Origin of the sequence: Campylobacter concisus (assembly GCF_002914195.1) — a bacterium.
Classification (GTDB): domain Bacteria; phylum Campylobacterota; class Campylobacteria; order Campylobacterales; family Campylobacteraceae; genus Campylobacter_A; species Campylobacter_A concisus_M.
In genome coordinates, this window is sequence record NZ_PPAU01000140.1 from 20,768 (window position 1) to 44,702 (window position 23,935).

At 39.4% G+C, this 23,935-nt stretch carries 21 protein-coding genes; 16 read left to right on the forward strand and 5 right to left on the reverse strand.

Features of this window, described 5'->3' with window-relative positions; genetic code table 11:
• Positions 1-261: 261 nt before the first annotated feature.
• The 5 genes from CYP28_RS09605 to CYP28_RS09625 form a co-directional block, all read right to left on the reverse strand.
• Complete coding sequence (locus CYP28_RS09605; RefSeq protein ID WP_021091811.1) at positions 262-981, reverse strand: fumarate reductase iron-sulfur subunit; 720 nt, start codon at positions 979-981, stop codon at positions 262-264.
• Positions 974-2,992, reverse strand: coding sequence for a fumarate reductase flavoprotein subunit (locus tag CYP28_RS09610; RefSeq protein WP_072595155.1), 2,019 nt, complete (start codon positions 2,990-2,992; stop codon positions 974-976). The genes CYP28_RS09605 and CYP28_RS09610 overlap by 8 nt, the downstream gene beginning before the upstream one ends.
• Positions 2,993-3,006: 14 nt before the next feature.
• Entirely contained in the window at positions 3,007-3,705 is a 699-nt protein-coding gene (locus tag CYP28_RS09615) for a fumarate reductase cytochrome b subunit (RefSeq protein ID WP_103580243.1), read from the reverse strand.
• A gap of 119 nt (positions 3,706-3,824) precedes the next feature.
• Entirely contained in the window at positions 3,825-4,640 is an 816-nt protein-coding gene (gene lgt / locus CYP28_RS09620) for a prolipoprotein diacylglyceryl transferase (RefSeq protein WP_103593997.1), read from the reverse strand.
• Positions 4,641-4,680: 40 nt separating this feature from the next.
• Positions 4,681-5,322 carry an IMPACT family protein gene (locus CYP28_RS09625; RefSeq protein WP_103593998.1) on the reverse strand — a complete coding sequence of 214 codons (642 nt, stop codon included), beginning with the start codon at positions 5,320-5,322 and terminating at the stop codon, positions 4,681-4,683.
• A 126-nt stretch (positions 5,323-5,448) separates the two neighbouring features.
• On the opposite strand from CYP28_RS09625, the gene galU reads away from it, so the two are divergent.
• From galU to CYP28_RS09705, 16 genes are all read left to right on the forward strand, one after another.
• A complete protein-coding gene (gene galU, locus CYP28_RS09630) occupies positions 5,449-6,270 on the forward strand; it encodes a UTP--glucose-1-phosphate uridylyltransferase GalU (protein WP_103593999.1) in 822 nt (273 codons plus the stop codon).
• Complete coding sequence (locus CYP28_RS09635) at positions 6,267-7,487, forward strand: glucose-6-phosphate isomerase (RefSeq protein WP_103594000.1); 1,221 nt, start codon at positions 6,267-6,269, stop codon at positions 7,485-7,487. Before galU ends, CYP28_RS09635 begins: the two co-directional genes overlap by 4 nt.
• A 3-nt stretch (positions 7,488-7,490) precedes the next feature.
• On the forward strand, positions 7,491-8,036 hold the full coding sequence (locus CYP28_RS09640; RefSeq protein WP_103594001.1) for a DUF1287 domain-containing protein: 546 nt from the start codon (positions 7,491-7,493) through the stop codon (positions 8,034-8,036).
• A 61-nt stretch (positions 8,037-8,097) separates the two neighbouring features.
• On the forward strand, positions 8,098-9,687 hold the full coding sequence (gene abc-f / locus CYP28_RS09645) for a ribosomal protection-like ABC-F family protein (protein WP_103594002.1): 1,590 nt from the start codon (positions 8,098-8,100) through the stop codon (positions 9,685-9,687).
• A gap of 660 nt (positions 9,688-10,347) precedes the next feature.
• A complete protein-coding gene (locus tag CYP28_RS09650; protein ID WP_103594003.1) occupies positions 10,348-11,748 on the forward strand; it encodes an aspartate ammonia-lyase in 1,401 nt (466 codons plus the stop codon).
• A gap of 91 nt (positions 11,749-11,839) precedes the next feature.
• Positions 11,840-13,327: an anaerobic C4-dicarboxylate transporter gene (locus CYP28_RS09655; protein ID WP_103594004.1), complete on the forward strand. Its 1,488-nt coding sequence runs from the start codon at positions 11,840-11,842 to the stop codon at positions 13,325-13,327.
• Between the two features lie 293 nt (positions 13,328-13,620).
• Positions 13,621-15,894, forward strand: coding sequence for a thiosulfate reductase PhsA (gene phsA, locus CYP28_RS09660; protein ID WP_103594005.1), 2,274 nt, complete (start codon positions 13,621-13,623; stop codon positions 15,892-15,894).
• 9 nt (positions 15,895-15,903) lie between these two features.
• A complete protein-coding gene (locus CYP28_RS09665) occupies positions 15,904-16,467 on the forward strand; it encodes a 4Fe-4S dicluster domain-containing protein (RefSeq protein ID WP_103594006.1) in 564 nt (187 codons plus the stop codon).
• Positions 16,460-17,395 carry an NrfD/PsrC family molybdoenzyme membrane anchor subunit gene (gene nrfD / locus CYP28_RS09670; protein WP_103594007.1) on the forward strand — a complete coding sequence of 312 codons (936 nt, stop codon included), beginning with the start codon at positions 16,460-16,462 and terminating at the stop codon, positions 17,393-17,395. The genes CYP28_RS09665 and nrfD overlap by 8 nt, the downstream gene beginning before the upstream one ends.
• Positions 17,396-17,485: 90 nt before the next feature.
• Entirely contained in the window at positions 17,486-18,154 is a 669-nt protein-coding gene (locus CYP28_RS09675) for a response regulator transcription factor (RefSeq protein ID WP_054196949.1), read from the forward strand.
• Positions 18,138-19,244, forward strand: coding sequence for a sensor histidine kinase (locus CYP28_RS09680; protein WP_103594008.1), 1,107 nt, complete (start codon positions 18,138-18,140; stop codon positions 19,242-19,244). The genes CYP28_RS09675 and CYP28_RS09680 overlap by 17 nt, the downstream gene beginning before the upstream one ends.
• 49 nt (positions 19,245-19,293) lie before the next feature.
• Entirely contained in the window at positions 19,294-20,304 is a 1,011-nt protein-coding gene (gene ruvB / locus CYP28_RS09685) for a Holliday junction branch migration DNA helicase RuvB (protein ID WP_021090089.1), read from the forward strand.
• Between the two features lie 23 nt (positions 20,305-20,327).
• Positions 20,328-21,407: a cytochrome C gene (locus CYP28_RS09690; protein WP_103594009.1), complete on the forward strand. Its 1,080-nt coding sequence runs from the start codon at positions 20,328-20,330 to the stop codon at positions 21,405-21,407.
• 202 nt (positions 21,408-21,609) lie between these two features.
• Entirely contained in the window at positions 21,610-22,650 is a 1,041-nt protein-coding gene (locus CYP28_RS09695) for an AI-2E family transporter (RefSeq protein ID WP_103594010.1), read from the forward strand.
• A 14-nt stretch (positions 22,651-22,664) separates the two neighbouring features.
• Entirely contained in the window at positions 22,665-23,036 is a 372-nt protein-coding gene (locus CYP28_RS09700) for an HIT family protein (RefSeq protein WP_103594011.1), read from the forward strand.
• An 85-nt stretch (positions 23,037-23,121) separates the two neighbouring features.
• On the forward strand, positions 23,122-23,916 hold the full coding sequence (locus CYP28_RS09705) for a cache domain-containing protein (protein WP_180997923.1): 795 nt from the start codon (positions 23,122-23,124) through the stop codon (positions 23,914-23,916).
• Positions 23,917-23,935: the final 19 nt, after the last annotated feature.

A 23,935-nucleotide genomic window follows, 5' to 3' on the forward strand; every position in this document is an offset into this window, starting at 1 on the left:
TAGAAAATAGTAGCTTATTTGTAAATACCTTTGCTACGATATTTGCGCTAATTTTTTGTTTTGTTTCTGGTGTTGGAATCGTCTTTATATTTATCGCATTTCCACTTGGTTATATAATGGGCACACTCTTTTCAATCCCATTTTTGATATTTTTATTTTTCTTATTTTTATCTATTGATATCTTTTTATGCCTTTTGGCATCTATTTGCAATCTTTTTTAATAAATTTAGAAGTAAATTTGGGGCTTTTACAGCCCCTTTGCTACTTTATAGCAGCCATTTTTCTACGCATATAAGCTATGCGGCTTTGAAGTGGTAAGTGTTTAGGGCAGTTATCCTCGCAACCTAGTAGCGTCATACAGCCAAACACGCCGTCATCGTCGCCGATAAGCTCATAAAAGTCCTCGTCGGTTCGTTTATCTAATGCGTCGATTTTAAATCTAGCTACGCGGTTAAGTCCGACCGCACCTATAAAATCAGGCCTCATGATAGCCGTACCGCACGCAGCTACGCAGATACCGCACTCGATGCAGCGGTCAAGCTCAAATACTTCCTGCGCTACTTCAGGTTCAACCTTTTCCTCAAGCTTAGAGATATCGGTCTCGTGATCTGTATGTATCCAGCTCTCCACACGCCTACTCATCGCATTCATCCAGTTGCCGGTGTCTACGCTTAAGTCTTTTAGTAACTTAAATACCGGCAAAGGCATAAGCTCAATTACTCCGCTTTCAAAATCTTTAGTAAGAGTTCTACACGCTAATCTTGGCTTGCCATTTACAAGCATGCCACAACTTCCACAAATTCCAGCACGACAAACAAAGTCAAAGCTAAGATCTGGGTCAAATTTCTCGCGAATCATATTTAACGCGATAAATAATGTCATACCATCAGTCTCTTCTAGCTCGTAGGTCGCAAAATGCGGCTTTGAAATTTTGCTTAACGGATTATATTTAAATGCTTTTATGGTTATTTTTCTACTCATATCCTATTCCTGCTCTTTCGTTCGGTGCTTTGTATTTTGGTTGAAGATCATAGTGCATTAAAGCCTCTTGAATTTCTTGTCTGCTCTTACCTTCAGCTTGCATTTTCTCACGAATTTCATCAACCTCTTTTTGGCGGATGGCACTATCTGGATGCTCAATAATATTACCTTTCGCACCATAGCCTCTAAATGCTGGTGGCATCTCCATTTTCATAATATCAAGTGGCTCATACACGATAGTCGGTAGCGTATCGCCCTCCTTCCAACTGGTTAGGGTTCTGTTTAGCCAGTTTAGGTCGTCGCGTTTCGGATAGTCCTCGCGGCAGTGAGCACCACGGCTCTCGGTGCGATCAAGCGCGCCTTTTGCGATACAAAGGGCCAGTTTTAGCATCTTTGGTACGCGGTAGGCCTCCTCAAGCTCAGGGTTGCCAAATAGCGCCTTGTTTGTAACTTTGACGTCTAAAGATTGTTTATAAAGCTCTTCTAGCTCTTTTACCGCTACGGCTAGACCTTCGCCTGTTCTAAAGATCGCCACGTGCTCCCACATGATGTCTTTCATCTTGTTTTTAATCTCAAATACGTTAAATTTGCCCTCTTTTTCGACTAGGCTCTTTAGATAGTCTTCCTCTTTTTTAACGAATTTTTCGATATCTGCGGTATTTATATCTATCTCGTGGCTGCCGCAGTAGTCGGCAAAATAGTCCCCAACGATCATACCAGCGACCACCGTTTCTGAAACGGAGTTACCGCCTAGACGGTTAAATCCGTGCATATCCCAGCACGCAGCCTCGCCGGCGCTAAATAGACCCGCTAGCGTCGGGCTCTCGCCAGTTGGCTTAGTTTTTATGCCGCCCATAGAGTAGTGCTGCATAGGAAGGATCGGCGCCCAGCCTTTACCGCGTTGGCGACCGTTTTCGTCGGTATATACTTCGGTATCGGCAGGGTCGATGCCGTTAAAGATTTCACAAATTTCTTGAACATCGCGTAAATTTTTCTCTATATGCTCGCGTCCTAGGATCGAGATATCTAGCCAAACGTGATATCCGTACGGGCTAGGTACGCCCTTACCAGCGCGGATATGCTCCATGATACGGCGACTTACGACGTCGCGGCTAGCTAGTTCTTTTTTCTCAGGCTCATAATCAGGCATAAAGCGGTATCCGTCCACGTCGCGTAAAATTCCGCCGTCGCCGCGGCAACCTTCGGTTAGCAAAATTCCGCTTGGAACGATCGGAGTCGGGTGAAACTGCACCGCTTCCATATTTCCTAGCTGAGCAACGCCGGTCTCAAGAGCAATGGCCGCGCCGATACCCTCGCAAACTACTGCGTTTGTGGTGTGTTTATAAACCCTACCGTAGCCACCCGTAGCGATTAGCGTGCCTTTTGCGACGTAAGCCGTGATCTCGCCGTTAACTAGATCGCGAACGATCGCGCCGTAACAGCGGTTGTTTGCGTGGATTAGTGCGATAGCTTCTTTTCTGTCATGAATTTCGACGTTGTGCTTTAGAGCTTCGTTCGCTACGGCAAAAAGCATAGTGTGACCAGTGGCGTCGGCCGTAAAGCATGTTCTCCATTTTTTAGTTCCGCCAAAGTCGCGTGAGTGGATAAGGCCGTGAACCTCTTCTTTTTCTACGATAGTCGTTTTTTGAGCGTTGATGATAGCGCTTCTCTCGCCTTTTGTTATACGAGTCCAAGGCACGCCCCAAGCAGCTAGCTCGCGGATCGCCTTAGGCGCGGTTTGACAAAACATACGCGCGACTTGCTGATCGCAACCCCAGTCGCTACCTTTTACCGTGTCGGCAAAGTGTACGTCCTCGTTGTCGCCTTCGCTCATTTTTGAATTTCCCAAAGAGGCTTGCATACCGCCTTGCGCAGCCGCAGAGTGTGAGCGTTTTACAGGTATTAGGCTTAAAACGACGGTGCTTAAGCCCTTTTCTCCAGCAGCCACAGCAGCTCTAAGACCAGCTAGACCACCACCAATTACCAATGCATCATAATATTTTACATTCATCTTCTAGCTCCTTTTTAATGGCTGATCCACACGAAATCGGCGATTAGCGCAATTATAGCAAGTATGCCATAAACGGCAAATACAATTGTTTTTGCCTTATTTCTTTTGGCAAACATTTCGTGCTTATTTGCACCATCAATGCTTATCCATTTGACATACAAGCGGTACATACCGATACTAGCGTGAACGACCATAAAAACAAGTAGCGCGAAGTAAAAAAATTCTAATTGATGAAATGCAGCCGCTGATTTGTCGGCAGTGATGTGTCCACCAAAGACTATATCCACTAGGTGTGCGCTGGCTGCAAAAAATAGAGCAAAACCGGTTAAAAACTGAAACCACCAAAGCGTAGTATCAAGGTGCTTCATGCGGTCTTTGTGGCCTCTAAACATTAGATATTGTCTGTAGTTTGCTGGAAATTTTCTCATAGCTAAAAATGCATGAGCGATAAAAATGGCAAATATTACCGCAGCTATGACGTTAGTGATCCACCAAGTAGCTTCTCCAAATAAAAATTTAGCCTCCGCAAACCCTACGACAGCGTTAAATGCGTCTTTACCAAGTAGTATAGTAGAAGTAAAAACCATATGGCACAATATAAAACAGGCCAAAATAAACCCTGTAATACTTTGCCATCTATCCCAAGCGGCTGGAGTGCGACTTTTTTTGTCGTCCGACCGTTTTCCCAAAAAACCTTCTATAAGCCCGGTCATGAGCCCTCCTAAGAAATTTGAAATAAATTATCATTTCTTAATACTAATTTAAATATTAGTATTAATTGATAAAGCTAATACTATCAGATTTTTACTTTAATATTTTTTAAACACTTATATTAGAGCTTTGAAAATTTTTTATAAAGCATGGCATAAATAAAAATTCCAAAACCACACATGATAAGTGATAAAATTTGACCCATTGAAAGATTAAAAATAATAAATCCAAGCCCTGAGTCAGGCTCTCTAAAAAACTCGCAAATAAATCTTGCAAAAGTGTATAAAATAGCATAAAGCGCGATCAGCTCGCCATTAAATTTCTTAAATTTTCTATATAAAAATAAAATAATAAAAATAACTAAACCTTCTAAGAATGCCTCATAAAGCTGACTAGGATGTCTTGGTTGCCCAAAAACATTTATCGCCCAAGACACATCCGTAACTCGTCCAAAAAGCTCTTGATTTAAGAAATTCCCAATCCTGCCAAATGTATAGCCAAAAGGTATGCAAACGGCACAAAGGTCAAGTAGCTGCCATAAATTTTGTTTATACCTTTTGCAAAATAGATATGTCGCAAGCAAAAAGCCAACTACTGCTCCGTGGTAACTCATGCCACGAATTCCTATAAACTCGCCGTTATGAAATGGATTAAAAATTTGCCAAGGTTGTGTCAAGTAGTAGCTTACTTCGCCTGAATAGACTAAAACCCAGCCAAGCCTAGCGCCTAAAATAACGCCTATCTCTACCCAAAAAAAGTAATTATCCAAAAGCTGATTTGAGATTGGGATTTTATCTTTTTTAACGAGATATTTTGCCATGGCAAGCGCCAAAACAAGGGCTAAGATATACATAAGCCCATACCAGTGCACGCTAAAGCCAAAGACGCTAAAGGCGACTGGGTTAAAGTGGTTATAAATGTCGTTCCAAATTTCCATTTTTACTTTCTTTTTAAAATTTTTGCGATTTTACAATGATTTAGCTTTGATGAGCGAATAAGCTCTTGCCACTAAGCGCAAGGGCTAAAAATTTAAACTCACTTGCTTCAAATTCTTTGCAAAATTTAAACAGCTCGGCAAACTCAGCCTCGTTTAAATTTATGCTCCAAATCGCTCCAAGGTCATTAAATTCTCTTTCAAACTCGCTTAAATTTTTAGTAGCAAAATAGTGCTCAAAGCGGCTCATCAGCGAAAATGGCGTAAAAAATTTGATCTCATCTTTTATCTCAAATTTCATCACGCCACCATCTTTTATCGCTTCATTTATCACCTCATTTACGGCTCCTGAGTAGGCTCTGACTAACCCTCCAGTGCCAAGCTTTATCCCGCCAAAATACCTGACTATTAAGACGCCAACATTTATAAGATCAGCGCCCCTTAGCGCGTTTAGGCTTGGCTGACCGCTAGTGCCCTTTGGCTCGCCGTCATCACTTTGATTTTCAACGATTTGTCCGTATTTGTTTAATTCCCTTGTCGCCCAAACTACATGAACGGCCTTAAAATGCTCCTCTTTTAGGCGTTCATGCAAACTTTTAAATTCGCTTATCGGGCACAAAAATGCTAAAAAATTTGACTTTTTTATATCAAGCTGGGCTTTAAAAATCCTATCAATCGTCTGCAAATTTGCTCTTTTTTTAAAATTTTAAAAATCTTATCAATTTGCTAATTAAAGCCTTGTAAATTCAGAGAAATTTATATTATTAAGGAAAAGATAGTAGAATTTTGCAATTTTTTATGAAGGACTAAAATGATACAAACTTGCCTATTTCCAGCAGCTGGATATGGAACGAGGTTTTTGCCAGCCACAAAATCGCTCCCAAAAGAGATGTTGCCGATCCTTACAAAACCGCTCATTCACTACGGCGTTGATGAGGCGCTTGAGGCTGGCATGGATAATATGGCCTTTGTCACAGGACGCGGAAAAAGGGCGCTTGAGGACTATTTTGACATCAGCTACGAGCTAGAAAAAGAGATCGCAGGCAGCTCAAAAGAGTCACTGCTAAGCGAGGTTAGAAATTTAATGAGTTCGTGTACATTTTCATTTACGAGACAAAATGCTATGAAAGGGCTTGGGCACGCCATTTATACGGGCAAAATGCTAGTTCGAGATGAAGCATTTGGAGTCATTTTGGCAGATGATTTATGCATAAATGAAAATGGTGAGGGCGTGCTTTCACAGATGGTTAAAATTTATGAAAAGTATCGTTGTAGCGTCGTTGCAGTAATGGAAGTGCCAAAAGAGCAGACCAAGTCTTACGGCGTCGTAAGTGGTAGGTTTATAGAAGATGATCTTATAATGGTCGATGATATGGTTGAAAAGCCTGATCCTACCGAGGCTCCGACAAATTTAGCGATAATCGGGCGCTACATCCTAACGCCAGATATTTTTAACATCTTAGAGCGAACAAAGCCAGGCAAAAACGGCGAAATTCAGATCACAGACGCGCTAAAAACGCAGGCAAAAGAGGGTATGGTGATAGCTTATAAATTTAAGGGCAAGAGGTTTGACTGCGGCAGTATCGACGGCTTTGTCGAGGCTACAAATTTCTTTTACGAGCGCAGTAAATGATAGAGACTTCATTTAAATTTAACTTTGCAAGCAGCGATGTCATCGACTCCTACGCCAAACGCATAAACGACGAGTACGAAAGCGGCGAGATAGGCTACTACCACCTGCCAGCTCTTGGGCAAAATTTACTTGGCGAGACCCAGGAGTATGAAAAAGGGCTAGCTCATATCAAAAATGTCGTGTTAGTTGGCATTGGCGGCAGCAGTCTTGGCGTAAAGGCGCTAAAATCAATGCTTGAGGGCACAAAGGGGATAAAAAGAGAGCTTTTATTTTTAGACAACGTCGATCCTTGCAGCTACAAAAGCACGCTTAGTGGGCTAAAATTTGACGAAACACTTTTTATAATAAGCTCAAAATCAGGCAACACGATCGAGACGATCACTATTTTTAAGTGCTTGCTTGATGATTTTAAGCCTCAAAATTTAGGCAAAAATTTCCTCATAATCACCGATCCAGGCACAAATTTAGAAAATTTCGCTAAAGAAAATGGGATTAAATTTTTTAATATCCCAAAAAACGTGGGCGGGAGATTTAGCGTGCTAAGTGCGATAGGTCTTGTGCCTCTTGGTATCTGTGGCTACGATATAAAGGCACTTCTAGAGGGCGCACTTGCTTGTAAAAAGCAATACATCGAGCAAAAAGATAGCTCAATAGTCGCTAAAGCCTACCACTACGCCACTAGCAGAAATGCCAGTATAAATGTCATTTTTAGCTATTGTGATAGATTTTTTGAATTTAACGACTGGTACGTGCAGCTTTGGGCGGAGAGCCTTGGTAAAAAAAGAGGCTATAAAAGAGTCGGTCTTACGCCAGTTGGACTTGTCGGCAGCCGTGATCAACACAGCTTTTTGCAGCTTATCATGGACGGCGTAAAAGATAAGAGCGTGACATTTATAAAGATAAAAGATCACGCGAGCGACAAGGCTATCCCAAATTTGAGCCTAAAAGGGCTTGAAGAGTGCGATTTTGTCGCAGGTCTAAGCCTAAATGAGCTTATAAATTTGCAGTGCGACGCGACGGCTATGGCACTGGTGCAAGAGGGCATAAGTGTCGATACGATCACGCTTGAGAGGCTTGATGAGTTTCATGCTGGCTGGCTCATTTTTTACTACGAGCTATTAACCTCGGCCACTGGTATCATGCTAGGCATCAACACCTACGATCAGCCAGGCGTTGAGATAGGAAAACGTATCTTAAAAACCATGCTTTTAAAGTAGCAAATGAAGAAATTTCTACTTTTGGCTCTTTTTGCCACGCAAATTTTTGCCTTTTCGGCGAGTAAATTTGTAAATGACGCTAGGTCGCAGATCGGTGTGACGCTAAGTTACGATCCAGGCTATGAGCGGCTCGCCTATCCTATGGGTGACGTAGATATCAAAAAGGGCGTTTGTACCGACGTTGTGGTAAGGGCACTGCGTTATCAGGATATGGATCTGCAAAGGCTTATTTTTGAAGATATGAGTAAAAATTTTTCAGTTTATCCTAAAAAATGGGGGCTTAAAAAGGCTGATAAAAACATCGATCACAGGCGTGTTTTAAACATCGCTACCTATCTAAAAAGAAAAGGTTTTGAGGTGAGTGATGATAAATTTTTACCAGGGGATATCGTCACATGGATGCTGCCAAGAAATCTACCTCACATCGGTGTGATCTCAGATAAATTTGAAGGCCAAACACCGCTTGTCATCCACAATATCGGCTCTGGCGTCCAGGAAGAAAATATACTTTATAACTACAAGATCACAGGTCATTTTAGACTAAAGTAGCAAAATGGCTTTTTAATCAAATTTTAGGCAAAATCGCAAAAAATAAATTCAAGGAAAAATAATGTTAGAAGTTAGGGGACTTACTCAAAGATTTGCAAGCAGTTTGCTATTTGAGGATGTAAATTTAAAGCTAAATCGTCACAACAGATACGGACTAATCGGTGCAAATGGCGCTGGCAAATCGACATTTTTAAAAATTTTAAGCGGAGCTATCGAGCCAACTAGCGGCGAGATCATCATAGAAAATGGACTAAAAGTTGGCGTGCTTGGGCAAGATCAGTTTGCGTTTGAAAATTTCACGCTAAAAGACGCGGTACTTTATGGCAACAAACGCTTATACGACGCTGTCAAAGAGAAAGAAAAGCTCTATATGAGCGAGGAATTTACAGATGAGATAAACGAGCGCTTAAGTGAGCTTGAGATGATAAGTGCCGAGGAGGACCCAAGCTACGAGTACGAGACTAGGATAGAAAAAATTTTAAGCTCGCTTGGGTTAAATGAATTTGATAAGCTAATGAGCGAGGTCGAAAACTCAGATAAAGTTAAGGTTTTGCTAGCTCAAGTACTATTTCCAAAGCCAGACATCTTATTCTTAGACGAGCCGACAAACAACCTTGATATAGACGCGATCGCATGGCTAGAAAACGAGCTAAACCGCCACGAGGGCACGCTTGTGGTTATCAGCCACGACAGACACTTTTTAAATAGAGTTTGCACAAACATTTTGGATGTGGATTTTAAGAAAATTCGCGAGTTTTCAGGCAACTACGACGACTGGTATATGGCTGCAAATTTGATCGCAAAGCAGCATGAGATGGAACGCGATAAGAAACTAAAAGAGAAAGAGGAGCTGGAGAAATTTATCGCGAGATTTTCAGCAAATGCGAGTAAGGCAAAGCAGGCGACCTCTCGTGCAAAACAGCTTGAAAAGCTTGATATCGCAGAGATTGCAGTATCAAGCAGGCGTGATCCAAGCATACTTTTTCGTGCAAACCGTGAGATAGGAAACGAGCTAATAGATCTTAAAAATGTAAGTAAGAAATTTGATGATAAGGCGATATTTGAAAATTTTAACTTTAAGCTTGAAAAGGGCGACAAGCTAGCCATCATCGGCCATAACGGTGTTGGTAAAAGTACGCTTTGCAAGATCATAATGGGCGAGCTAAAGCCTGATGCGGGCGAGGTACATATAGGCGCAACCATCGAGCTAGGATATTTTGCGCAAGATACGGTAAATAAGATAGATGGCGAGCTAAAGCTTTATGAGTACTTGCAAGATGCTAAAAACAAGGACATAGACGAGATCAGAAAGTGCCTTGGTAGGATGCTCTTTAGCGGCGCTGAGCAAGAAAAGGCAGTAGGCGCGCTAAGTGGTGGCGAAAAACACCGAGTAAGGCTAGCTCAGCTCATGCTTCATAGACCAAATTTACTTGTCATGGATGAGCCAAATAACCACCTAGACCTTGAAGCTATCATCGCGCTTGGCGAGGCGTTTTATAACTTTAACGGCTCAGTCATCTGCGTGAGCCACGATAGGGAGCTAATAGACGCCTTTGCAAATAGAATTTTACACCTAAAAGGCAATGGCGAAGTGGTTGATTTTAAAGGCACATACGAAGAGTATAGAGCAAATTTAGGGCTTGAGAGCTAAAATTTGTTATTTCTTGCTCCTGATTGTGGGGCAAGATCAAAAATTTATATTTACTACAAATTCTTGCAAATATTAATCTAACCATATAAATTAAAAATAGCTTATAAAAATTATTAATATCCAATAAAAAGACTTTATAAATAAGAAAAAAAATTAATAAGAAATTTCTAAAGTATTAGTAAGATTTATAAAATGAAATTTATTAAATAATATTTTTACGATGCTTAATTTAAGGGATTTATTTAAAAAATTAATAAATTTACTTTGTGATATGGTGATATTTACTTAGTTTTTACTTTCTAAAGTAATATTAGAAATAAAATTTAACTTTATTTTTTATATTTTTGGATATAAAAAGTGTGATTTAATATTTATTTTATATTATTTTTCTATATATTTACCTTTTAAGCTTAAAAATTTAAATAAATTTGAGCTAATTATGAGCTTTTTATATAATAAAAAAGTGATATTATTATTAAAATAACAATTTATCTAAGCTATATTATTAAATATAGCTTAAAAGCTACTATAAATTTTTCTCCAAAAGTCGTTTTATCTAGGCTAAAAGTCAAAGCTTAAAAAAAATAAGTAGTAATTAATATTTAAAATATTAAATATCTATATAATTTCATTAATACATTTTTTATAAGGAGAATGGTTATGGCAACCAGAAAAGAACACGATTTTATAGGTGAGTTGGAAATCTCTGACGATTTTTATTATGGTATCCAAACATTTAGAGCTACCGAAAATTTTCACATGAGCGGTAGAACTTTAAAAGAGTATCCATACTTTGTAAAAGCATTTGCGCAAATCAAAAAAGCAGCCGCACTTGCAAATAAAGAGGTTGGCGTTTTAGATCCTAAGATCGCTGATACGCTAGCAAAAGCCGCTGATAGAGTAATAGCAGGTGAGTTTTTAGATCAATTTGTGGTTGATATGGTTCAAGGTGGTGCTGGAACTAGTACAAACATGAATGCAAATGAGGTTATTACAAACATCGCGCTTGAGAGCATGGGTCATAAAAAAGGTGAGTATCAATACATCCATCCAAACGATCATACAAACCTTGGACAAAGCACAAACGACACTTACCCAAGCTCAATAAAAGTAGCAACTTATGCAAAACTTACTGATTTGCTTGCTGCGATGAATCTACTAAAAGACGAACTTGAGAAAAAAGCAAAAGATTTTAAAGATATCATTAAAATGGGTAGAACTGAGCTTGAGGACGCAGTTCCTACAACACTTGGAAATACATTTAACGCATTTGCAAGCTATATTAAGAGCGATATAGAAAAGATAACAGCTGCACGCGAGTCAATGACATATCTAAATATGGGTGCAACTGCGATTGGTACAGGTATTAACTGCCACCCTGATTATAAAAATGTAGTTGTTAAAAAGTTAAAAGATATCACTGGTGTTGATTTCAAAAAAGCTGATGATTTCATCGCAGCCACACAAGATACAGCAGACTTCGTTCACGTAAGTGGAGCGTTAAAAACTGCAGCAGTTAGACTTTCAAAAATCGCAAATGACCTTCGTTTGATGAACTCAGGTCCAAGATGTGGCCTTGGTGAGATAAATTTACCGCAAATGCAACCAGGTAGCTCAATCATGCCAGGCAAAGTAAACCCAGTTATTGCTGAGGTTGTAGGCGAAGCGTGCTATGAAGTAATCGGTAACGACGTAACTATCATGCTTTGCTCAGAAAGAGGCGAATTTGAGCTAAATGCATTTGAGCCAGGCATCGCTTATGCGCTATTTAACTCTATATTTATCCTTGAAAACGCGATGAAAACACTAGCTGAAAAAGCTGTAAGAAAACTAACAGCAAATCCAGACGCTTGCTTAAAATCAGTTCTAGGCTCAGTTGGTATCGTAACAGCATTTAACCCATACATTGGCTACGAAAAATCTGCAAGCATCGCTAAAGAGGCTTTGCAAACTGGTAAAGCAGTTGGTGATATCTGCCTAGAGAGAGGTTATCTAAGCAAAGAAGAGATCGATAAAATTTTAGAGCCAAAAAATATGCTAAATCCAAGCATGGTTAGGTAGAAATTTAAGCAAAGTATTATTAAAAGCGTGTCAAAATTCTGACACGCTTAAGTAAAAATTTTAGTTATAAAATTTAATAGAGGAGTTTTCAATGGATATTTCATTGATATTACAGTTGATCGTGCTCTTTGGTGCGATATTCTTGGGTGTTAGACTAGGCGGTATGGCCATTGGTTATGCTGGTGGCATTGGCGTCGTAGTTTTAACTTTAGGACTTGGATTAAAAGCAGGTAGTATACCTTGGGATGTTATTTTAATCATTATGTCCGTTATAGCTGCTATTACAGCGATGCAAGTAGCTGGTGGCCTTGATTATTTGGTGCAAATAGCCGAAGGGATACTAAGAAAACATCCAAAATACATAAATTTCTTAGCCCCAGTTGTCACTTACTTGCTAACTGTATTTGCCGGTACTGGACACACAGCTTTTTCTATGATTCCAGTTATTACCGAAGTTGCAAAGACACAAAATATTAAGCCTAGCGCGCCTCTTAGTATAGCTGTTGTTGCTAGTCAGATAGCTATTACTGCAAGCCCAGTTTCAGCAGCGGTTGTATTTATGGCTGGTGAGCATGCTTTGGGTGGACTTGGCATTAGTTATCCATTACTATTAGCTATCTGGATACCTACAACTTTTATTGGTTGTATGCTAACAGCTCTTGTTATAAATATATTTTATAATCTTGATCTAAGTAGCGATAAAGAGTATCAAAGAAGACTTAAAGAAGGGCTAATCAAAGATGTTAAAATCGAAGAGAAAAAAGAGCTTCCAAAAGGAGCTAAACTATCTGTTTTAATATTCTTAGTCGGTGTCATCTCTGTCGTTTTATATGCTACTGCTATTAGTAAAAACGTAGGCTGGATAAAACCAAGCTATGTAACAGGCTATGAAAAAATTTATGAGACCAAAAGTCCAGATAAATTTAATGAACTTGTCGCAAAAGATATAAAAGTCAAAACTGACTCAACTACTAATGTAAAATATGTAGAAGATCCAGGTAAGCCTACAAAGACGTTGGTATTAACTAGAGATAACGCCATTATGAGCTTTATGCTAGTTATCGCTACTTTAATCACACTAACTTGTGGCGTTAAAGTCGATAAGCTATTTAATACAGCTACATTTAAAAGCGGTATGACCGCGTGCGTCTGCGTGCTAGGTGTAGCGTGGCTGGGAGATACTTTCGTGGTAAATCACACCGATGCGATCAAAAATTTTGCCGGCGATTTTGTTAAAGACTATCCGTTTATGCTAGCTGTTGCGCTATTTTTTGCTAGTATGCTTCTTTACTCTCAAGCCGCTACCGCAAAGGCGCTTATTCCTACAGTTATAGCCGCACTTGGTTTAACTACTGCAAATAACGGTGACGCATATATTTTAGTTGCATCATTTGCTGCAGTTTCAGCATTGTTTGTGCTACCAACATATCCGACACTACTTGGAGCCGTTCAAATGGATGATACTGGAACAACTAGGATAGGTAAATATATATTTAATCACTCATTTTTTATTCCAGGCGTTTTAGCTATTGCTTTTTCTGTTGCACTTGGATTTTTGATAGCTCCGATACTTTTATAAGTATTTTAAATCAAACTTAAGCCGAGATCTCTCTCGGCTTTTTAAATCCCTTTAAAATTTTTAATTTCTATTCAAAATCCTTAATTAAAATTTTATATTAAAAATTTTTATAAGATTGCGCTAAAAATTATATTAATTAAATTTATCATTTTTAGAATTATATTCATTTTGATATTAGAACAACAATTATTTAAAATTAAAAATCTAAATATAAATATTAAGTAAAATTTAATTTTATTTTCAACTTTAAATACTAGAATAACTAAAGGCAAATATCTTTTAAAGGGAGAAAGATGAGCTTAAATAGACGAGAATTCTTAAAATTCGGCGCTGGAGTTAGTATGGTTGCATCGTCCTTACCGGGTGGTGCTTTAGAAAATGCTGCAAAGCAAGATGAGAAGTACGTCCATAGCTTTTGCGAGATGTGCTCTTCAAGATGCCCCATCGAAGCAAAGGTCGTTGATAATAAAATTTGCTTCTTAAGTGGTAATCCAAAAGCTGGCGGTACGGCAACTTCGCTTTGTGCAAGAGGTGGCTCTGGTTTTAGTCAGCTTTATGACAAAAATAGAGTCAAAAAGCCGTTGATTAGAGCTGGCGAGAGAGGAGAAAATAAGTGGCGCGAGGCCAGCTGGGACGAAGCACTTGATCTAGTTGCTTCAAAAATGCTTGAGATCAAGCAAAAGTATGGCCCTGAAAGTTTCATTTTTACCTGTAAAAGCTCGCAAACACATAAGCTAATGGTAAATTTTGCCTCATCTTATGGCTCGCCAAACTGCTTTTCACACTTTTCATGCTGTCCTATCACATATCAAATGGTCTGTGAGCAAATGTATGGCATAGCTAAGCTAAAAAGAGACTTTGCAAACGCAAAATATGTTGTAAATTTTGGTCACAACCTCTTTGAAGGTATCGTCATAGCCGATGCTAAAAAGCTTGCTAAATTTGCAGCCAAAAAAGATACAAAGCTACTTGTGCTTGAGCCAAGATTTAGCGTGGTGGCTTCAAAGGCTGATGAGTGGCTACCAGTTAGACCTGGCACTGATCTAGCTTTTGTGCTAGCTATCATAAATACATGGATACAAAATGGCACTTACGATAAAGAATTTATTGAGAAATTTACAATTGGCTTTGATGAGATCGTTAAAAGCGTAGAGGGCAAAACGCCTGAATGGCAAGAGGCAATCACTGGCATAAAAGCAAGTGATGTTAGACGCATCGCTGATGAAATTTATAAAGCTGCCCCAAGAGTTATTTTTGATTTTGGGCATAAGACAACCACCACAAAAGCTGAATATATGAGGACAAAGGCCATCATGGTGGCAAATGCGATGATGGGTAACTGGGAGGTTAAAGGTGGTCTTTTTGGTGGCAAAAACGCAAAAACCTTTAACAAACTAGTCGGTGAGGATAAATTCCCAGTTCTTAAAAATCCAGATGAGAAATTTAAAGTGCCAAAAGTCACTAGACTAGACTTTGCTGGCGAGACTGGTAGGCATAAATTTGTAAGTAGAAAACATGGCGTTTTGATGGATATAAATGACGCTATCTTAAACGAAAAGCCTTACGCCATAAAAGGCTGGTTTAACATTCGCTTTAATCACCTAATAAACGTTGCTGAGACGATGAAGAGCATAGAGGCGATGAAGAAGCTTGATTTTATCGTGGTAAGCGATGTTTATCTAAACGATATGGCGACATTTGCTGATGTTATCTTGCCTGAGAGTAGCTACCTTGAGCGCGACGAGGGCATAGAGGATAAGTCAGGTCTAAAGCCAGCTTATATGATAAGAAATAAAGTTATTGATCCAGTTGGCGACACAAGAGATGGGGCGTTTATCTTTAGAGAACTAGCACGCCGCATGAAGATAGATGAGCTTTACACTTGGAACGACATACGTGAGTTTAGGATGCAGCAAGCTGGCGGAGATGTAAATTTACTTGCTACGCTGGAAAAAGATGGCTTTATCACGTGGGATGAGCCGGGAATTTTGTTTAGAGAAAAAGGTATGATCGATAAATTTGTCGCTAAATATCCAGTTGCTTCTAAATTTGTAGGCGAAAATGGTCTAATGGATGATATGGCTAAGCTTAAAACAAAAAGCGGCAAGATAGAGCTATTTTTGCCTGATGTTGAGGCGCAGTTTGCAGGATATGGCGCGCTAAATGATAAAGATATGGATACATTTGACGGACATGATCTTTGTCTAACTTGTGGCAAAACGCCTATTCATACCAATGGACATACTCAGGCGGTGCCGTCGCTTCATGATCTTATGAGTGATAGCCCTATCTGGATAAATCCAAAAACAGCTAAACGTAAAAATTTACGTGATGGCGATATGGTTGTGGTGAAAAATAAATTTGGCGAGCAAAAGGGCAAACTCATGGTAACTGAGGGCATTAGGGAAGATACGCTCTTTATCTATCACGGCTTTGGACACATCACTCCAGCTCTTAAGAGTATAGATCACGTGGGGCTAAATACAAGCGTGCTTCTTAATCCAGCCGAAGGACCAGTAGCTGCGACTATGGTTACAAATGTTGGCGTTAGTATAAGTAAAGCGTAAGGATAGAAAATGAAAAAATATATGATGATACATGATGAAAATTTATGCATCGGCTGTCAAGGCTGCTCGGTAGCTTGCAGAAGTGCAAACAACGTACCAAGGGGACTTTACCGCTTACAGGTGCATGCGAAGATGAGTGGGACATTTCCAAATTTAAAGACTGATTTTTTACGTCAAAGCTGTGTTATGTGCGAAGATGCACCTTGTGTTGAGGTTTGCCCAACTGGCGCTAGCTTTAAAACAGCTGACGGCGTGACGCTGCTTGATCATAGAATTTGTGTTAGTTGCAAATACTGCATCCTGGCCTGTCCATACGACGCTCGTTACGTCTTACCAAATGGTGAGATAGGCAAATGCACATTTTGCTATGAGAGTAGGCTAGAAGAGGGCAAAGAGCCAGCTTGCGTTAGCGTCTGCCCTACAAATGCCCTAACTTTTGGCGATGTAAATGATGAAAACTCTAAAATTTCAAAGAAATTAAAAGAGAGTAAATACTACTTGCCAAAAGCGGAGTTAAACACAAAACCTTCACTTGCGATGATCGCAAATACAAAAGGAGCATACCATGAATAACATGTCAGGAAGCCTAGCTCAATACTCTGAAATTTACTGGGGCTGGCCGATAGCCGTTTATCTATTTTTAGCAGGACTTAGTGCGGGTGCTAGCATCGTTGCTGTGCTCATTTCAAAAAAATATGGCAAAGAGAACTACTACTTTAAAGCAGCCACTCTTATCGCTCCAGTGGCGATCGTCCTTGGACTTGCTCTTTTGGTGCTTGATCTTGGCAAGCCGCTTAGCTTTTACTGGATACTCTTACTTTACAACTTCGACTCAGTTATGTCAATAGGCGTTGCGCTACTTCTAGTTTATACGCCTCTTAGCGTTATATACGCGCTTGGTGCATTTAAAAACGAGATCGCAATGATTAAAATTTCTCTTTTTGACGTGGTTGCAAATTTTGCTAGCAAGCTTTCAAGCCTACTTGAAATTTTGCTTTTTATCCTAGGCATTGGCGTTGGTGCATATACAGGCTTTTTGCTAAGCGCGGCTCACAAGATCGCACTTTGGAATACATCAGTCTTGCCGGTATTATTTTTAGTATCAGGCTTGAGCTGTGCTGGTGCATTTACGTTACTTGTTGGCGTGCTAAAAGATAAGGCAAAAAGGCAAAACGATATTGCACACTATTTATTAAAATTTGATTTTTTTGCGATTATTGCCGAGTTTTTGCTCATAGTCGCTCTATTTATGGTTGTAAAAAGCGCAAGCACAAGTGGTGCGGAGAGCGTAGCAAACGCACTTAGCGTAAATTCTCTTGGGCTGATGTTTTATATTGGCGTCATTGGTTTTGGTATGGCTTTGCCTATCATTTTAGACTTAAGCGTTTTAAAGGTGCATGATTTTAAACGCGAATTTGCCGTGATCAACGCATTATTCGTAATATGTGGTGTCTTTTTACTAAGGTGTTACATTGTCTATGCGGGGCAAATTTTTATTTAATGCTTAAAAAATAATTTTAATTTTGAATTTACCTATTAAATATTACAATAGGGCTAAATCTTAATAAGACTTATTTTTTAGGAGAGAGATTTGAAAATTTTGCTTTTAGAAGATGATTTAGGGTTTCAAGAGAGTGTCTGTGAGTTTTTGCAGACGCTTGGTTATGAAGTTACAGCAGTGAGCGATGGCCAAGAGGCGTGTGATCTGATAGAGAAAAATTTCTATCATCTTTTTATACTTGATATAAAAGTCCCTGGCGTAAATGGACATGAGGTTATCAAGTACATAAGGAGTTTAAATCCAAACGCTCCTATCATGATAACAACATCTTTAGTTGATATAGGCGATATGGCTATTGGCTACGAGCTTGGCTGTAACGAATACCTAAAAAAGCCATTTGAGCTTGCTGAGCTTAAATTTAGAGTAGCTGAGCTTATGAGAAAATACTATGGAACTGACGATAAGAACATAGTAAAGATCAATGATGAGTTTAGCTTTAATCTAAACAAGCGTGCGCTATTTAAAAACGGCAAAATGGTCGATCTTAGCGCAAAAGAAGTCGCACTTGTTGAGTGTCTAGTTTCACATCTAAATTCTTACGTCAGCATGGAAGAGCTAAGAGATCTTGTCTGGAATGACAAAGAAATAGAAGGCGCTGATATCAGAATGCATGTTTTAAAGATAAGAAACAAAACAACTAGTGACTTTATCACTTCAAAGAGGCGTATAGGCTACAAGATAGATGCACAAGAGCTTTAAGATCCAGATCATAGCGACATTTGTGATAATGTCGCTTTTTTGTTTTCAAAGCTTTGTGATCTTAAATTTAAGCCAAAAAAATAGCACTTCAAAAGCTCTTTTTGGCGCGATGAAGCATGAAACTATTATCAAAAATTCGTTTTTAAAAAATGAAAATATAATTCCTTCTTTAAAGTATAAATTTGCGATCTATGATGTAAATTTTAATCCGATTATTTCAAATCTCTCCAGGCAGCCAAGCAACTTTAAATTTGTAACACTTGAAGAAAATGGCTACTTGTTTTATAAAAGTTTTTTTATAAAGGATAAAACGCCTTATTATATTGTCGTTGAAAAAGAGCTTGATAATGAAAAAAGTATATTTCTAGCAGCACTTATGCTACTTGTCATACTTGTGGCTGTGCTTTTTATCGTATATTTTTTATATCTAAGTAGCGTTAAGCCTTATAAAGAGTTTCAAAAATATATGAACAACTTCTTTAACGACGCCATGCACGAGCTAAAGACCCCACTTGGCGTAGCTGGCATGAACCTTGAGATGCTTGGACTTGAAAACAAGTATATAACTCGCATCAAAAACGCCCTAAAACAGATGCAAATAACCTACGAAGATGTCGAATACTTCATAAAGCGTGGCTATATAAAATTCCCACTTGAGCACCTAAATTTGGGCGAATACATAATAGAGCGAGTGAAATTTCTCTCAAGCGTGGCTGATGTTAAGCACATCGTGGTAAAGACAAATTTAGAAAGCGATGCATTTACTATGCTAAGCAAGGTCGAAGCTCAGCGCATCATCGACAACACCATAACAAACGCCATAAAATACAGCCAAAAAGAGAGCGAAATACTAATAAATTTAAGCTTTGAAAATGACCGGATAAAGCTTAGCGTGCAAGACTTTGGCAAGGGGATAAAGGACGTTAAAAAGGTCTGGAAACGTTATGTAAGAGAGGATGAAATCCAAGGCGGCTTTGGACTTGGGCTAAATATCGTCAGTGAAATTTGCCAAAAACATGGCATTACATACGGCGTTGATAGCGTCTACGGCGAGGGTAGCACCTTTTACTATAAATTTAAACGAGCTTAAATTAAGCATAAAAGCGTAAAATGAAGCCTTAAATTTAGAAGGAAAAACTTTGGATAGAATCGTTGAAATCGAAAAAGTAAGCTTTGAAAATGACTTTGAAGTATCGCTTAGACCGACAAAATTTGAAGACTACATCGGACAAGAAAAGATCAAGCAAAATTTAGATGTCTTTATAAAAGCAGCCAAAAAGCGAAATGAGTGCCTGGATCACGTGCTATTTTACGGTCCTCCAGGACTTGGTAAAACCACACTCGCTCACATCATCGCAAACGAAATGGGCGTAAGCATCAAAATGACCGCAGCTCCCATGATAGAAAAGAGTGGCGATCTCGCGGCGATCCTTACAAATTTACAAGAAGGCGACGTGCTTTTTATCGACGAGATACACCGCCTAAGCCCAGCTATCGAAGAGGTGCTTTATCCTGCGATGGAGGACTTTAGGCTAGACATCATCATAGGCTCAGGGCCTGCAGCTCAGACTATCAAGATAGACTTGCCAAAATTTACGCTTATTGGCGCAACGACACGTGCTGGCATGATCTCAGCGCCTTTAAGAGATCGCTTTGGGATGGACTTTAGGCTGCAGTTTTACACAAGCAGCGAGCTAAGCCGTATCGTGCAGATAGCCTCTGCCAAACTTGGCAAAGAGTGCGATAAAAATGCCTCACTTGAGATCGCCAAACGCTCACGTGCCACGCCAAGGATCGCTCTTAGACTGCTAAAGCGTATCCGCGACTTTGCCGAGGTAAATGACGAGCAAATCATCAGCCACGAGCGCGCAAAAGAGGGACTTAATGCGCTTGGTGTAAATTCGCTTGGATTTGACGAGATGGATATTAGGTATTTAGAAATTTTAATGCAAGCAAGGCGCCGTCCGATGGGGCTTAGCACGATCGCTGCGGCACTTAGTGAGGACGAGGGCACGGTTGAGGATGTCATCGAGCCATATCTGCTTGCAAATGGCTTTATCGAGCGCACCGCAAAGGGCAGGATCGCAAGTGCGAAGTGTTTTGAGACCTTTAACGTCAAGATCGACATCGAAAAAGGGCTTTTTGAGTAGCGAAATTTAAATTTGGAGCAAAAATGGGCGAGCCACATCTTTGTCCTAAGTGCAAGCAAAGGACGATTTACTTTGACGGGATCTGCTACTGTTGCAGGCAAAAAGAGAAGCTGGAGTTTTATGAAAATTTAAACAAAGACGAGATCAAACAAAAGCTAAAAAATGTCCTAGCCCACATAGAGGATATTGGTAAATATGATGAAATTTATAGCGATCTTGTCTATATTTTCTACCTACACGGCATTTGCGACGAGCAGATCATAAGAGAAGTGACCAAACAGGGCGAATACTATCCATTTGAAATTTATAAAAACGCCCCAACTGACGTAAGAGATGAGCTCATAAATAGTCTAAGTGGCGCTGAAAACACTGTAAAAACAAATCACATCCTCTGTGCACTTGCGTGGCAGGGCGATGAGGTAGTGAGGGAACTATTTTTTAAGCTTTATAATGCGCCAAAGCCTTGGAAGGCAAAGCTTCACGTTGATATGAATGGATACGCACAGGTTGCAGGCTGGAGCTTTGATAGCAGTGGCAAGAGAAGAAGCCTAGTTTTTGATAAGTGCTTTACCTGCGAGCCAAGCCAAAGCGCAGAGGCAAGCGTTAAATTTAAAGCATCAAATGATGAAAAATGTAAATTTTGTAGCGGCGAGATGCTAGAGCTTACCATCAAAAAAGAGAGCCTAAAGCGATTTGGGCTAGAACTTAAAAATGACGCTGTGCTTAAATTTTGTCCGACATGCGTGGGCTTTGTGCAGTACTTTTGCCAAAATGACGGAAAAAGCGTGCAAACAGAAGTGGTAGGCGAGGGTGAGAGCGAAGACTATGTAAGAGACGCTGTGGCGGTGCTTGACGGGCAAAAATTTGAGCTAGCAAACGAGGTCTGTATGCACTATGCGGCTATGATTGATGGTGAAATTTTGCTTGGAGGATATCCGCAGTGGCAGCAAGACAGCGAGTATCTAGCCTGCCCAAAATGTGGTAAAACGATGAAATATCTAGCGCAAATTCCTTTTGGTGGCTTGATAGACGGCGAGGGCACGATCTATATGCAAATTTGTGATGAGTGCGAGGTCGTCGGAGCAAATTTTCAGTGCACGTAAAAGGCTAAATTCATAGAAGCTTTTGAGCTAGAAAATTTACGTAAGGCATAAATTTATCTGAATTTGCTAAGCATCAGTGCCACGCTAAAATGCCAAAAGCCCACTCTTTGCAAATTTGGTGCCGAAGCGTTTTAGCAAATTTATCAAGCAAATGAGTAGCTTTGATAAATCTGCTATAATTACCCCATTTTAAGGGAGCGAGATGAATAATAGGCTGTTTTTTGGAATTTTTGCGTTTTGTGCTTTGGCTTTGGTGGTCTATCTTTTTAAACCATTTTTACTTGACATTTTTATCGCAGCACTGCTCGCAGTGGCTGTTGCAAACGTGCAGATCGCATTTTTAACGCTTACTAAAAACCGCAAAACGCTCTCGTCAGGTCTTACGACATTTGCGCTTCTTTGTTTATTTATCGCGCCACTTCTTTACGCAGTCGTAGAGATCGCAAAATACGCAGCTGGCTTTGACATAAACAACGTCACAAAGACGATCGAGTTTATCAAAAACTACGACTTTAGCCTGCCAGAGTCGATAAATTTCTTAGAGCCAAAGATCAAGGAATTTATAGGCGGGCTTGATATCAAGATGCTATTTTCGCAAGTCGCTGCTAATCTTGCAAATTTAGGCAAGCTAAGCCTTAAATTTGGCGTTGATATGATCATCATCCTGGTCTTTTTCTTCTTTTGCAACCTTTACGGCAACGAGCTTATAAACTACCTAAAAGAGGCGCTTCCGCTTAAAAAAGAGGACACTGAGTCGATACTAAGCGAGGTTGGCAACGTGATGGGCGTCGTTTTTTACTCAACCATCGCAAATATGATCATTCAGGGCTTTTTGTTTGCCATTATCACCAGTTTTTACGGCTATGACGGCGTGCTAACTGGCATCTTTTTTAGCTTCGCTTCACTCATCCCAGTCGTTGGTGGCTTTTTGGCGTGGGCGCCTATTAGTATTTATGAGTTTGCAAATGGCAATACAGCAGCCGCTATCACGATCGCGCTTTACACTATTATCGTGATCTCATTTGCCGCAGATACGCTGCTAAAGCCGCTTGTCATTAAATTTATAAACTCAAAGCTGGTCAAAATACCAACAAAGATAAATGAACTTCTTATATTCTTTGCGATGCTTGCAGGTATCACGACATTTGGGTTTTGGGGTGTGATCCTTGGACCAGCGATCGTGACATTTTTTATCTCGACTATCAAACTTTATACGCTTTTAAGAGAGAGAAATTTTGTATAAAAATAGGAACAAATATGATCTATGAAGATAAATTTATAAAAATCGAGCGTGAAGACAATGAGCTTCCATGGATAAAAATTTTTACCATTAAGCCATTTTGTGAGCTAAGCGATTGCGATGAAGCGAGTAGGGCAAGGCTATTTGAAGCGATGCTAGTAGCTGAAAAGGCGATGCTTGAGTTTTATAAACCAACCAAAATAAACATTGCAAGCTTTGGAAACTACGTGCCACACGTGCATATTCATGTTATTGCTAGATTTAGTGATGACGCATTTTTTCCAGATAGTGTGTGGGCAGCTGCTAAGAGGAAAAGCGAGCTTGTGTTGCCAGAATTTGATAAATTTGCAAAATTTTTAGAAGAAAAGTTAAGGGCTAGTTTTGAATAAATATAAAAAATATCTTAATTTCTATATCGTTTTTATCTTTATCATAGTACTTGGAGGGCTTTTTTACTTTCTTTACAGCTCTTATATGGCTGAAAAGTTGCAAAATAATATGCGAGTCTTTTTTGATTACCAGGTAAAACAGCTTAATAAAAGTATAGATGATGAGAAATTTTCATCAATGGCGATCTCTATCCTGCTTGCTCAAAATGAGTCTATACAAATGTGCTTGCTAGGGCAAAGCCGCGATGAATGTATAAAAAATATCGAAAATTTAACCAAAACCCTTGGCGCAGCATCGATGTATAACAACATTAAGCTTCACATTTATGATAAAGATCTAAAAAGCTATGTAAGGAGTTGGGATCTAAACAGATATGGCGATATGATCGCTAGTAGTAGGTTTTTAGTGCAAGAGTCAAGGCATCAAAACAAGCCCATGGTCGGCATCGAGGCGTGGTATGCTGGAACACATATAAGGGCTGTCTCAAACGTAGTACGTGATGGTAAAATTATTGGCAACATCGAGGTTTTATTAAATTTTGACTCACTTGGAAATTATTTTAAAAAGCAAGGAATTGATCTATTTGTTCTTTTGGCAAAAGACAAGATGCCGTCACGTAAAAGCATTCCGAGTGATCAAATTTTAAATGATTATTACATCGAAAATTTAAGCAGTGCAAATTTAAACATAGTAGGTTTTTTACGTGATATTAATTTTAAAGAATATGAATTTTGCGTTTATAAAACACACTACTTTTGCGTGGTACCACTAATAGATGCTAGCAACACACAGATAGGTTACTACGTGCTTCATGTAAATACCAATGAAAAAGAGCGAAATATTTCACAAAATTATTTTGAGTCAGAAGAACTTTTTTAATTTAAGCTATTTAATAAAA